We start from the raw sequence: 13795 nt of genomic DNA, 5'->3' as shown, positions 1-13795 counted from the left end.
ACGAAAGAAATTTCCGGCTATGTCTTAAACAGCGAGACTTGTTTTTTAAAACAGGTCTCTTTTCTATTTAGGAAAGAAGACCGAAGGAGGAAACTATTTTGTCTAAAGAACAAAGCAAAGATTTGTTTTATTTGAAGAGCGAGGACGAAACGCTTGACGCCTTGCACACCACCCGTGACGGTTTATCTGCGGCAGAAGCTAAAAAACGTTTAGATGAATATGGTCACAACGAACTTGAAGAAGCCCAGAAACGCTCATTGTTGGCTAAGTTTCTTGACCAATTCAAGGACTTGATGATTATTATCTTGCTTGTTGCAGCTGCCTTATCTGTTATCACTGAAGGAACAGAAGGGCTTACCGATGCTTTGATTATCCTAGCCGTTGTTGTGCTTAATGCGGCTTTTGGGGTTTATCAAGAAGGGCAAGCTGAAGCAGCCATTGAAGCTTTGAAAGATATGTCTAGCCAAGTGGCGCGTGTCAGCCGTGACGGACATGTCGTTGAAATTGATTCGAGAGAATTGGTTCCTGGTGATATTGTCATGTTGGAGGCCGGTGATGTGGTGCCTGCTGATATGCGTTTGTTAGAAGTCGCTTCCTTAAAAATTGAAGAAGCTGCCCTGACAGGGGAATCTGTTCCAGTTGAAAAGAGTTTGTCTATTAAAGTGGCTGATGATGCTGGTATTGGTGACCGTGTCAACATGGCTTACCAAAACTCTAACGTGACTTATGGTCGTGGTGTTGGGGTTGTTGTCAATACAGGTCATTACACCGAAGTTGGTAAAATTGCTGATATGCTTGCCAACGCAGACGAAACAGACACCCCATTGAAGCAAAACTTGAACCAATTGTCTAAGGTTCTTACTTACTTGGTTGTTGGTATTGCTATCGTGACCTTTATCGTCGGGGTATTTGTCCGTGGTGAAGAACCTGTTGAAGGCTTGATGACTTCTGTTGCCTTGGCGGTTGCTGCTATTCCAGAAGGGCTACCCGCTATTGTAACCATCGTCTTGTCAATGGGAACAACAACCCTTGCCAAACGCAATGCCATCGTTCGTAAATTGCCAGCCGTTGAAACCCTTGGTTCAACCGAAATTATCGCTTCAGATAAAACCGGAACATTGACCATGAACCAAATGACGGTTGAAAAAATCTACACTAGTGGCCAATTATTGGACGCTAAAGCAACGATTCCAGCTGATGATAAGACCTTGCGTATCATGAATTTTGCTAATGATACCAAGATTGACCCAGAAGGCAATCTCATTGGTGACCCAACCGAAACGGCCTTGGTTCAATTTGGTTTAGACCACGACTTTGATGTTCGTGATGTGCTTAAAAACGAACCTCGTGTGGCAGAATTGCCATTTGATTCTGACCGTAAGTTGATGTCAACGATTCACGAAGAAGCCGATGGACGCTACTTTGTGGCGGTTAAAGGGGCACCTGACCAACTCTTAAAACGTGTCACTCGCATTGAGGACAATGGCCAAGTTCGTGCTATTACAGATGACGAAAGAGCTACTATCTTATCACTCAATACAGACTTGGCTAAACAAGCCCTTCGTGTATTGATGATGGCTTACAAATACATTCCTGAAATTCCAAGTTTGGATTCCGAAAATGTGGAATCAGATTTGATTTTTGCAGGTCTTGTCGGTATGATTGACCCAGAACGTCCTGAAGCTGCCAAAGCTGTTAAGGTAGCCAAGGAAGCTGGTATCCGTCCTATCATGATTACCGGGGACCACCAAGATACTGCGGAAGCTATTGCTAAACGTCTAGGCATTATCGAAGATGACGGCCAAAACCATGTCTTTACTGGTGCTGAACTCAACGAATTGTCTGACGACGAATTCCAAAAAGTCTTTAAACAATATTCTGTTTATGCGCGTGTGTCACCAGAACACAAGGTGCGTATCGTTAAAGCTTGGCAAAATGAAGGTAAAGTTGTTGCCATGACTGGTGATGGTGTCAATGATGCGCCATCGTTGAAAACAGCTGATATTGGTATCGGTATGGGGATTACGGGTACAGAAGTGGCAAAAGGTGCTTCTGATATGGTCCTTGCCGATGATAACTTTGCGACAATCATTGTTGCTGTTGAAGAAGGACGTAAGGTCTTCTCAAACATTCAAAAATCCATTCAATACCTTCTTTCAGCCAATATGGCCGAAGTGCTTACCATCTTCTTTGCGACCTTGTTTGGTTGGGATGTGCTTCAACCCGTTCATTTGCTTTGGATTAACTTGGTAACCGATGCGCTACCAGCCATCGCCTTGGGTGTAGAACCTGCTGAACCTGGCGTTATGAAACACAAACCTCGTGGACGTCAATCCAACTTCTTTGACGGTGGGGTTATGGGAGCTATTATCTATCAAGGTATTTTCCAAACCTTGCTTGTCCTTGCCGTTTATGGTTGGGCAATCATGTTCCCAGAACACTCACAAGCTCACATGGTACACGAAGATGCCTTGACAATGGCCTTTGCGACACTTGGTCTTATCCAATTAGTCCATGCCTTCAACGTTAAGTCCGTTTACCAATCAATCTTTACTGTTGGTGCCTTTAGAAATAGAACCTTCAACTGGGCTATCCCAGTGGCCTTCTTGCTCTTGATGGTAACCATCGTTGTGCCAGGATTTAATCAATTGTTCCACGTTTCTCACTTGAGCGTGGGTCAATGGACTGCCGTTATCATTGGTAGTTTGATGATGCTTGTCTTGACCGAAATTGTCAAAGCTATTCAACGTGCACTTGGACAAGATGAAAAAGCCATTTAGAGATTTCTAAATAATAACAAAAGAATCAGATTGCTTAGCAGTCTGATTCTTTTGTTATGTGACTTTCAGTCCGTCACGCTCCGCAAGGTGCGTGACAAATAAACCACCCGCTATGCGGGTGGTTAGTGGTGTCGTCATGGTGGTGTGATGTTTTGTTATCTATTTGTCATTTTCTTGTTGTGATTGCCAAATGCCTTTTTGGTACTATTGTGTTAGCCTGCTGAATTAGCAGCTAAATAGTCAATAGGAAAACCCTTTCTGGCACCTATAATGGTAATTTTGCTTCCTTTGTGATAGAATAGGAAGAAGTAATGAATAAAGGAGTATGCTCATGGAAGTGGCTGAAATTCGCCAAAAAATAGTAGAAAACCAAGAGAAGTTGACTAGCTTCAGGAGGTCTCTTTGACTTAGACCGTCTGGAAGAAGATATCGCACTTCTTGAAAATAAAATGACGGAGCCTGATTTTTGGGATGACAATATTGCAGCCCAGAAAACCTCTCAAGAACTCAACGAACTCAAGCAAAAGTATGACACTTTTAATACCATGCAAGAGTTGTCTGATGAAACAGAGCTTTATTTGGAAATGTTGGATGAGGATAGTTCGGTTCAGTCTGATTTAGAAGAAAGTTTAGAAAAGCTTGATAAAATCATGACAGGCTATGAGATGACCTTGTTGTTATCAGAGCCTTATGACCGCAACAATGCGATTTTGGAAATTCACCCAGGTTCAGGTGGTACCGAGGCGCAGGATTGGGCAGATATGCTCTTTCGTATGTACACCCGTTATGGTAATGCCAAAGGCTTTAAAGTTGAAACGCTTGATTACCAAGCAGGGGATGAAGCGGGTATTAAGTCTGTTACTTTGTTTTTTGAAGGGCCAAATGCTTACGGACTGTTGAAGTCTGAAATGGGTGTACACCGTTTGGTGCGTATCTCTCCATTTGACTCAGCCAAACGTCGCCACACGTCATTTAGTTCAGTCGAAGTAATGCCAGAATTGGATGATACGATTGAAGTGGAAATTCGTGATGACGACATCAAAATGGATACTTTCCGTTCTGGTGGTGCTGGTGGACAAAACGTCAACAAGGTATCAACAGGGGTTCGTTTGACCCATATTCCAACAGGAATCGTGGTGTCGTCAACCGTTGACCGTACTCAATATGGTAACCGTGACCGTGCGATGAAGATGTTGCAGGCGAAACTCTATCAGCTCGAGCAAGAGAAAAAAGCACAAGAAGTTGATGCTTTGAAGGGTGATAAAAAAGAAATCACATGGGGAAGTCAAATCCGTTCTTATGTGTTTACCCCCTATACGATGGTTAAAGATCATCGCACAGGATATGAAGTGGCACAAGTTGATAAAGTGATGGATGGTGACATTGATGGTTTCATTGATGCCTATCTGAAATGGCGTATTGACTAGGAAAACAGTAAGTTTTTTAGGATGATTAAATCGTAAAGGAAAATATAAATGGCACTAATTGAAATGAATGGTGTGGACAAAAAGTATCGCCGATCAACCACTGCCTTGAGAGATATCAATGTAAAAGTCAACCAAGGTGAATTTGTATATATTGTTGGTCCTTCAGGTGCTGGTAAGTCCACTTTTATTAAGTTACTCTATCGTGAAGAAAAAGCGACAGCAGGGACAATCAAGGTCGGCAAATTTGATTTGAATAAATTAAGACGACGTGATATTCCTATGCTACGTCGTAGTATCGGGGTGGTTTTCCAAGACTACAAACTCCTTCCTAAAAAGACTGTGTTTGAAAATGTGGCTTATGCCATGCAAGTTATTGGAGAAAAGCCACGTGATATTAAAAAACGTGTTCCTGAAGTGTTAGACTTGGTTGGTCTAAAACACAAAATGCGTTCTTTCCCACACCAATTGTCAGGTGGTGAGCAACAACGTGTTGCTATCGCTCGTGCGATTGTTAACAATCCAAAAGTCTTGATCGCTGACGAACCGACTGGGAACTTGGATCCTGAAATTTCATGGGAAATCATGCAGTTGTTAGAACGTATCAATCTTCAAGGAACAACCATTTTAATGGCTACTCACAATAAGCAAATTGTTGATACCCTTCGCCATCGTGTTATCGCGATTGAGAATGGTCGCATTGTTCGTGATGAAGAGGAAGGAGAATACGGTTACGATGATTAGAAATTTTTTCCGTCATTTGTGGGAATCCATAAAAAGTTTAAAGCGTAATATTTGGATGACAATTGCTTCGGTTAGTACGGTTGCCATTACCTTGACACTTGTCGGTGTCTTTGCAGCAGTGCTATTAAATGTGGAGCGTTTGGCATCAGGTATTGAAAACAACATTCAAATCAATGTTTACCTTGATGTGGATTCGACAGATAACTCTGAAACTAAGACTAATGAAGCTGGCGAAACCGTCTCAAATGATGCTTACCACCAAGTCTATGACCAAATCAACAAGATTTCAGGTGTTAAGAAGGTTACTTATTCAAGTAAAGATGAACAGCTAGCTAAATTGCAAGAAACCTACGGGGACGATTGGAAACTCTTTGATGGCGATTCTAACCCTCTACAAGATGTTTATATCGTAGAAGCTAACTCACCATCTCATGTTAAAAAAGTAGCTGATAAAATCTCAAAAATCAGTGGTGTTGAATCCGTTGATTACGGTGGTTCAGATTCAGACCAATTGTTCAAAATTGCAAAATACATTCGAACATGGGGATTTGCTGGTATCGTCCTTCTTGTGCTTGTCGCAATCTTCCTTATTTCAAATACTATCCGTATGACCATTATGTCACGTCAACGCGATATTGAGATCATGCGTTTGGTAGGTGCAAAGAATTCTTACATCCGTGGACCATTCTTCTTTGAAGGAGCATGGGTTGGTCTTCTTGGAGCCATTTTGCCATCAGTGATTGTTTACTTTGCTTACCACTATGTTTACGGTGCTTTCAATCCACAATTTGAAATGCAAAGCCTATCATTATACTCAGCGGAAAACTTCCTTCCGTTAGTTATTGGTGGTATGTTCTTAATCGGTATTATCATTGGAGCACTTGGTTCAGTGATTTCAATGCGCCGCTATCTTAAAATTTAAAACAAGAAAACAACTTCTGCTTTTGCAGAAGTTGTTTTTGGTTTAGTTAAAGAAAGGGTTCATGTTTTTTTCATGGGCAATGGTGGTATCAGAGCCGTGCCCTGGATAAACCGCAAAATGATTTGGCAAGGTAAATAATTCTCGCTGAATGCTAGCTAGGAGTTCCTCACTATTTCCAGTTGGCAAGTCTGTTCGTCCGATAGTTTCTCTAAAAAGAGCATCACCACTCAAAACGACGTGGTCATCTGGGAAAATCAGCGATACACTACCATAAGAGTGTCCTGGCGTTGGGCGAACATAAAAATGAAAACCAGCGATGTGATAATCGTCTTCGTACTGGTAGTGATGTTCAGCAGGTTTTAAAATAACATCAGGCAAATCCGCATGGCGCTCCAAACCTGAAAAATTATCCTTTGGTGAATAGAGCCATGACGCTTCTTTTTCAGAAATATAAACAGGAGGATGTCCAAAATGCTCTCTCACCACATCCACGCTCATAATGTGATCATAATGAGCGTGGGTCAGTAAAATAGCCGCCACAGGGTTGTTCAGTGACGTGATTTTTTCAAGAATCATATCCACATCACTTCCAGGATCGACAACGATAATGGCTTGGTCATTGACCAACAAGTAAGTATTTTCACGCGCAACGCGATTAACTATTCTAAATATCTTCATAAAAAAAGTGTATCAAAATTTTGGTAAAAAGTCATACTAAAAGCCAGCTCGTTTACTGCTCATAAAGCCTCCACACAAATACAAGAAGAGTGGTGTGTGATATAATAGGATTGTTATGAAGTATGAACATTTCCTAAAATATGCTGTTGTGGACTTAGAGGCGACAGGAGCCCATGCCGCAGCAGAAATTATTCAAGTGGGTATCGTGATTATAGAAAATAATCAGATTACCAAGACTTATCAAACGGATGTCAATCCGCATGAACCCTTGTCAGAGCACATTATCCAGCTGACAGGTATTACCGATGATCAATTGGCCAAGGCCCCTGATTTTTCTCAGGTGGCGGGCGAAATTTACGACTTGATAGCAGATTGTGTCTTTGTGGCTCACAACGTCAAATTTGATGCCAATCTTTTGGCGGAACAGCTTTTTTGGCAAGGTTTTGAGTTGCGAACACCGCGCGTGGATACGGTCGAATTGGCTCAGGTTTTTTACCCAACTTTTGAAAAATACACCTTGGAGCATTTGGCTAAGGCCTTGGATTTGGATTTGACAGATGCTCACACAGCTATTTCAGATGCCTATGCGACAGCGCAGCTTTTTTTGCGCTTGCAGGCTAAAATCAATCAATTGCCAAAAGAAGTTTTGGAAAAGCTTTTGCCTTTTTCTGATAATCTGATCTTTGAAACGGGTATGCTCATTGAAGCGGGCTTTTCACAGGCCAAACCGTTTTCGCCAGCGACCTTTCAGATGGTGGGGGATTTGGTTTTACGCCGACCGCAGGCGATAACCGAGCCGCGTTGCCTGTCAGATGATTTTGCGGTTAATGTGGCTCTGCTTGGCCTAGACAATCGGGAGAAGCAGGCTCAGTTTGCTACTTTGGTCAAGGATGAATTTGCCTCATCAGCCGTTTCGTTTTTAGAAGCTCAAGCTGGGATCGGTAAAACCTACGGCTATCTCTTGCCTCTCTTGCATTTGGCACAAGATGAACAGGTGATTGTATCGGTTCCCACCAAAATCTTACAAGACCAAATTATGGCCAACGAAGCCAAACGCATTCAAGATGTTTTTCATATTTCTTGCCAATCCATCAAAGGGCCTAGCAATTACCTAAAACTAGATGCCTTTGTCGAGAGTTTGCATCATCAAGACGACAATCGCCTTATCAATCGCTACAAGATGCAGTTGCTGGTCTGGCTGACCGAAACAGAAACGGGTGATTTGGATGAAATCAAGCAAAAACAACGTTTTGCCGCTTATTTTGACTCCATCAAACACGATGGGGATTTGAGTGAGAAGAGTCTTTACAAAGAAGTCGATTTTTGGCAGGTAACCTATGAAAGGGCCAAGCACAGCAAGCTGTTGCTGGTCAATCACGCTTATTTCTTAGAACGAGTGCAAGACGACAAGGCTTTCGCGGCCAATAAGATTTTGGTTTTTGACGAGGCGCAAAAGCTGATGCTAAATGTTGAGCATTTCTCTCGTCGTCAGCTAAATGTCACTCAGTTAGTGACCTTATTAGAAAAACACCTGACAGCTAAATTGCCTGTGCTGGAAAAACGGTTGCTTGAAAACCTGTCCTTCCAGTTGAGCCATTTGGTGACACGTTTCTACCAAAATCAAGAAACATTTGTCACGACCGAGGCCATGGCAGCTATCGAGCAGACGGTCAAGGAACTTTTGGCGGTCAATCCTCAGTGGCGCCTCAATGGTTTAGAGGATTTGTGTTTGCTATTGTCCCATCATTTTACGGATTTTTGGATGGAGTCAATGCTTGAAAATGACAAGCGCCAAACCTACCTCAATGCCAGTAATGATGAGTTGTTGAATTTTCAAGAGTTTTTGCCTGAAACACGCAAAAACTATATGATTTCAGCAACCTTGCACATCAGTCCCCAAGTCAGTCTAGCGGATTTGCTGGGCTTTGACTCTTATCATTTTGTGAGTTTGGCTCATGAAAAAAGCAGTGGCCAGCGCGTGTGGATTGATGAAGAGATGCCAAATGTCACCCAAGTGTCTGAGGAAGCTTATGCCTTAGCTATTGCTGAGCGTCTTTGTCAGATTCAAAACTTAGGTGAGCAGGTCTTGGTTTTATTTAATGCCAGAGCGACGATGCTTGCAGTTTCAGATTACCTTGATGATAAGGGCGTTCCCCATTTGACACAGGATAAAAACGGTATGGCTTATAATGTCAAACGGCGTTTTGAACGCAAGGAAAGTGGGATGTTGTTAGGGACAGGCTCATTTTGGGAGGGGGTTGACTTTGTGCAATCCGATAAGATGATTGAAGTGATTACCCGCCTGCCTTTTGACAATCCTAAAGATATCTTTTTCCAAAAAGTCAGCAATCACTTGCTGGCACAAGCCAAATCACCATTTTACGATTATGCTTTGCCGCTGACGATTTTAAAACTCAAGCAAGCAATCGGTAGAACCATGAGGCGAGAAAACCAGCGCTCAGCTGTTTTGATTTTGGATAACCGCCTTTTAACCAAGTCTTATGGTAAATTGATGACCGATTCCTTAGCAGAAGAATTTCAGCTTTCTTCCCAAAAATTTGCAAAGTCATTAACAGAAATGAAGGATTTTTTGGTATAATAAAAAGGATAACTCAAAGGGGAGAAGTAAATGAAAAAATTAACACCAGTAAAACAATATTTACTTGGTTTTAGCATGGTTTTCTTAGTTCTCTTGATTTCTGCAGGGACGGTTTTATATCTCTCAATGAAACCAAAACTGGATGCAGAACGAACAGCTACCCAGGTCGCTATCAAAGCCGCTAAATTATCAAAAACTTCCTCTGTGGAACTCTATAATGGACCGAACACCTTTTATAGTGTTTATGGCACTACCGAATCAGGTGGTAAGCGCATTGTTTCAGTTGGTGAGGATAACCGAGAGGTTTATGTATATGCCGAAAGTGACGGGATTAGTCGCCAACAAGCCGAAGAAACAGCCGCAAGCAACGGTGCAACAGATATTTCCAAGGTGGTTTTTGGGATTTATGCCAAATCCCCTGTTTGGGAGGTGACGGCTACTAACGGTTACTATCTTGTGAATTTCAAAACAGGTGAGCTTATTAAAAAGGAGGGCGTATGACAAACTTATCAAAACGTGTGTTAAACATGGACGAAAGTGTGACTTTAGCAGCTAGTGCACGTGCCAAAGCCTTAAAAGCAGAAGGACGTGATATTTTATCACTAACCTTGGGGGAACCAGATTTTGAAACCCCTAAAAACATTCAAAAAGCAGCTATTCATTCCATCAAAAATGGGAAAGCCAGCTTTTATACCGTAGCTTCAGGACTTCCTGAGTTGAAAGACGCTATCGGTCAATACATGAAAAATTATTACGGCTACTTTGTTTCTCGTAATCAAGTCGTTGTGGGAACAGGTGCCAAATACATCCTATACACCTTTTTCACAACGGTTCTTGATCCAGGTGACGAAGTGATTATTCCATCACCATGTTGGGTATCTTATGTGGACCAAGTGAAAATGGTTGGTGGGGTACCTGTGACAGTGGCTACGACACAAAAAAATCATTTTAAAGTCACAGTAGAGCAATTAGAAGCTGCTCGCACAGATAAAACCAAAGTGATTTTGCTCAATTCCCCTTCTAACCCAACAGGTATGATTTATACCCGTGATGAGCTAGAAGCAATTGGTAACTGGGCAGTAGCAAATGGCATTTTAATTCTAGCTGACGACATTTATGGTCGTTTGGTTTACAATGGCAATGTCTTTACCCCTATTTCAAGCATTTCTGAGGCAATCAGAGAACACACCATTGTTGTTAATGGCTTGTCTAAAACCTATGCTATGACAGGTTGGCGTGTGGGATTTGCGGTTGGTAATGAAGACATTATCGCTGGTATGGCAAAAGTCATCAGCCAAACCACTTCAAATTTGACCACCGTTTCACAATATGCAGCTATTGAAGCCTTGACAGGCCCACAAGATTCCATTGAAAGCATGCGTCGTGACTTTGAGGACCGTCTAAATACCATTTACCCACTCTTGTGTGAAGTTCCTGGTTTTGACGTGATTAAACCACAAGGTGCCTTCTATCTTTTCCCAAATGTGAAAAGAGCTATGGAATTGAAGGGTTACACAGACGTTACTGACTTTACCAATGACATTCTTGAAGAAGTTGGGGTGGCTTTGGTAACAGGTGCTGGTTTTGGAGCTCCTGAAAATGTTCGCTTGAGTTATGCGACCGATTTGGTAACTTTAAAAGAAGCTGTGAATCGATTGAAATTGTTTATGAAATTGGATTCCAAATTATAATAAAGCATAGTGTTTTGCTCAGATGATGAGAGGAAACATTGGAAAGAGGAAATATGTCTACAGATTACGTATCAATTATTGATGTTAAAGACCATGTTGGCGAAGAAGTGACTATCGGTGCATGGGTTGCTAACAAATCAGGAAAAGGAAAAATTGCTTTCTTACAACTTCGTGACGGAACTGCATTTTTCCAAGCCGTGGCCTTCAAACCAAACTTTATCGAAAAATTTGGTGAAGAAGAAGGAACTGAAAAATTCAATACCATCAAACACCTTAGCCAAGAAACGTCTATCCTTATCACAGGGATTGTCAAAGAAGATTCACGTTCAAAATTTGGTTATGAATTGGACGTCACAGATGTCAAAATCGTAGGGCACTCAGAAGATTACCCTATTACACCAAAAGAACACGGAACGGATTTCCTTATGGACCACCGTCATTTGTGGTTGCGTTCTCGTAAACAAATGGCTATCATGCAAATTCGTAACGCTATCATTTATGCTACTTATGACTTCTTTGACAAAAATGGTTTCATCAAGTTTGATAGCCCAATCTTGTCAGGAAATGCAGCAGAAGATTCAACAGAGTTGTTTGAAACAGACTACTTTGGAACACCTGCTTACTTGAGCCAATCAGGTCAATTGTACCTTGAAGCTGGGGCTATGGCACTTGGTCGTGTCTTTGACTTTGGTCCTGTTTTCCGTGCTGAAAAATCAAAAACCCGCCGTCACTTGACAGAGTTTTGGATGATGGATGCTGAGTATTCATTCTTGACACATGAAGAATCACTTGATTTGCAAGAAGCTTACGTTAAAGCCCTTATCCAAGGTGTGCTTGACCGTGCACCACAAGCCCTTGAAATCTTGGAACGTGATGTTGATTTGCTTAAAAAATACATTGCAGAGCCATTCAAGCGCGTGTCTTATGATGATGCCATTAGCCTTCTTCAAGAACATGAAAATGACGAAGATGCTGATTACGAACACCTTGAACACGGTGATGACTTTGGTTCACCACATGAAACATGGATTTCAAACTACTTTGGTATGCCAACCTTTGTGATCAATTACCCAGCAAGTTTCAAAGCTTTCTACATGAAACCCGTTCCTGGTAACCCAGACCGCGTTCTTTGTGCGGACTTGCTTGCTCCAGAAGGTTACGGTGAAATCATCGGAGGTTCTGTCCGTGAAGACGATTACGATGCTCTTGTAGCTAAAATGGATGCTCTTGAAATGGACAAATCAGAATACGAATTTTACCTTGACCTTCGTAAATACGGTTCAGTGCCACACGCTGGATTTGGTATTGGTATCGAACGTATGGTGACTTTCGTTGCTGGTACTAAACACATTCGTGAAGCCATTCCATTCCCACGTATGCTTCATCGTTTGAAACCATAAGGTGATTAACATTAGAATAACAGAAAAGAGCCATTTGGCTCTTTTTTTCTTAGCAAAAAGTTAGTTATAAGATATTTTAATATTCAGAATATTTTGTTATAATAATCCTACTGAATGAAGAAAAGGAGTTCATTATGGCAAAAACCATTCATACAGATAAAGCCCCAGCAGCAATTGGTGCTTACGTGCAAGGCAAGGTCGTTGGTCAGTTCCTTTTTGCATCAGGTCAAGTGCCTTTATCGCCTGAAACTGGGGAAATCATTGGAACGACTATCCAAGAACAAACCCAGCAAGTTTTAAAAAATATTGGTGCCATTTTAGCCGAAGCGGGAACAGACTTTGACCATGTGGTCAAAACGACTTGTTTCCTAAGTGATATCAATGATTTTGTCCCATTTAACGAAGTTTATGCCACAGCCTTTAAAACGGATTTTCCAGCTCGTTCAGCGGTTGAAGTGGCGCGTTTGCCAAAAGACGTTAAGGTAGAAATTGAAGTGATTGCCTACCTTGATTAAAGATAAGAAAATCTCCTACGAGTTCTTTCTCATAGGAGATTATTTGTTAAGAATGATTTGTGAGTGAAGCTTTTTGCATTTTCTTGGCTGTTGTCATCATCAAGCGGATACGGTTTAGTTGGTTCACTTCTGATGAACCTGGGTCGTAATCAATTGGTGCGATGTTGGCCCCTTTGTATTGGCGGCGCAATTCTTTGACCATTCCTTTACCAACGATGTGGTTTGGTAGGCAGCCAAAAGGTTGTAAGCAGACGATGTTTTTAACGCCATTATTGAGCAATTCAATCATTTCACCCGTCAAGAACCAGCCTTCCCCCGTGTGATTGCCGATAGAAATCACTTTTGAAGCTCCCTTGGCAATGTCATAGATGGATTCAATGCCTTCAAAACGTTGGGATTTTTCAAGGGCTTTATTCATTGGTTTTTCGAGAAGGTTGATGGCATCAATGCCGAGTTTGGCAAATCGTTTGGCTTTTTGGCTCATGTTAAGCTCATCAGCCTTCCAAATTTGATTGAACAGTGAATAATTCATAAAGCCAATCAAGTCTGGCACGACCGCCTCGCCCCCTTCTTGTTCAATGATAGCAACGATGTCATTGTTGGCTGTTGGAGCGTATTTGACTAAAATTTCTCCGACAACGCCGACACGTGGTTTTTGACCAAAATCAACGGTTTCAAGGGTGTCAAATTCCTTGATAATGCGTTTCATATTGCGGTTAAATTCAAAGTAAGAACCTGTTTTGATGTTGTGGCGAGCAACTTCAAGCCATTTATCATAGAGGGCATTGGCAGAGCCTGGTACGGCTTCGTAAGGACGCACGCGGTAAAGCACACGCTCAAACAAGTCTCCATACAAAACGCTGATGAGTAGGCGTTTGACAAAGGAATAAGTCAAGTTCCAGCCTGGTGTTTCTTCAGTTCCTTGATTGCCCATGGAAATAGACACCACGGGAACTTGTGCAAATCCTGCGTCTTTTAAGGCTTTACGCAAGAGCGGAATGTAGTTTGTTGCCCGACAACCTCCTCCCGTTTGGGTCATCAT

The 13795-nt window shown here is 41.9% G+C and carries 10 protein-coding genes and 1 pseudogene; 9 read left to right on the top strand and 2 right to left on the bottom strand.

The features are described from left to right. Positions 1 to 98 precede the first annotated feature (98 nt). The 4 genes from B3473_RS03090 to ftsX all read left to right on the top strand — a co-directional run bounded on the left by B3473_RS03090 (position 99) and on the right by ftsX (position 5870). Positions 99 to 2780, top strand: a complete 2682-nt coding sequence (locus B3473_RS03090) for a cation-translocating P-type ATPase (RefSeq protein ID WP_293651173.1) — start codon at positions 99 to 101, stop codon at positions 2778 to 2780. A 331-nt stretch (positions 2781 to 3111) separates the two neighbouring features. Further along, a protein-coding gene (gene prfB / locus B3473_RS03085; protein WP_154454195.1) for a peptide chain release factor 2 occupies positions 3112 to 4207 on the top strand; the annotation gives its coding sequence in 2 pieces (ribosomal slippage) (positions 3112 to 3183 and positions 3185 to 4207; 1095 coding nt in all). Between the two features lie 48 nt (positions 4208 to 4255). After that, positions 4256 to 4948 carry a cell division ATP-binding protein FtsE gene (gene ftsE, locus B3473_RS03080; RefSeq protein ID WP_154454196.1) on the top strand — a complete coding sequence of 231 codons (693 nt, stop codon included), beginning with the start codon at positions 4256 to 4258 and terminating at the stop codon, positions 4946 to 4948. Beyond that, positions 4941 to 5870, top strand: coding sequence for a permease-like cell division protein FtsX (ftsX, locus tag B3473_RS03075; RefSeq protein WP_154454197.1), 930 nt, complete (start codon positions 4941 to 4943; stop codon positions 5868 to 5870). The genes ftsE and ftsX overlap by 8 nt, the downstream gene beginning before the upstream one ends. A gap of 42 nt (positions 5871 to 5912) precedes the next feature. Here ftsX and B3473_RS03070 read toward each other — a convergent pair whose 3' ends face one another. Then, complete coding sequence (locus B3473_RS03070; protein WP_154454198.1) at positions 5913 to 6548, bottom strand: MBL fold metallo-hydrolase; 636 nt, start codon at positions 6546 to 6548, stop codon at positions 5913 to 5915. Between the two features lie 115 nt (positions 6549 to 6663). Between B3473_RS03070 and B3473_RS03065 the strand changes: the two genes are divergently transcribed. The 5 genes from B3473_RS03065 (at position 6664) to B3473_RS03045 (ending at position 12753) form a co-directional block, all read left to right on the top strand. After that, positions 6664 to 9147: a bifunctional DnaQ family exonuclease/ATP-dependent helicase gene (locus B3473_RS03065; RefSeq protein WP_154454199.1), complete on the top strand. Its 2484-nt coding sequence runs from the start codon at positions 6664 to 6666 to the stop codon at positions 9145 to 9147. 30 nt (positions 9148 to 9177) lie between these two features. Continuing rightward, a complete protein-coding gene (locus tag B3473_RS03060) occupies positions 9178 to 9648 on the top strand; it encodes a DUF5590 domain-containing protein (protein WP_154454200.1) in 471 nt (156 codons plus the stop codon). Continuing rightward, positions 9645 to 10838 carry a pyridoxal phosphate-dependent aminotransferase gene (locus B3473_RS03055; protein WP_168260534.1) on the top strand — a complete coding sequence of 398 codons (1194 nt, stop codon included), beginning with the start codon at positions 9645 to 9647 and terminating at the stop codon, positions 10836 to 10838. Before B3473_RS03060 ends, B3473_RS03055 begins: the two co-directional genes overlap by 4 nt. 53 nt (positions 10839 to 10891) lie before the next feature. Then, on the top strand, positions 10892 to 12238 hold the full coding sequence (gene asnS, locus B3473_RS03050) for an asparagine--tRNA ligase (protein ID WP_154454202.1): 1347 nt from the start codon (positions 10892 to 10894) through the stop codon (positions 12236 to 12238). 134 nt (positions 12239 to 12372) lie between these two features. Further along, the gene (locus B3473_RS03045) at positions 12373 to 12753 is read left to right on the top strand and encodes a RidA family protein (protein ID WP_154454203.1); all 381 of its coding nucleotides are present in this window, start codon (positions 12373 to 12375) and stop codon (positions 12751 to 12753) included. 46 nt (positions 12754 to 12799) lie between these two features. Here B3473_RS03045 and B3473_RS03040 read toward each other — a convergent pair. Then, positions 12800 to 13795, bottom strand: a pseudogene (locus B3473_RS03040) (2-hydroxyacyl-CoA dehydratase); the annotation flags it as partial.

Source organism: Streptococcus sp. UBA632, from assembly GCF_002300045.1.
Taxonomy (GTDB): domain Bacteria; phylum Bacillota; class Bacilli; order Lactobacillales; family Streptococcaceae; genus Streptococcus; species Streptococcus alactolyticus.
The sequence above is the reverse complement of the archived record's forward strand: the minus strand, read 5'-3'. Positions and strand labels throughout refer to the sequence as shown.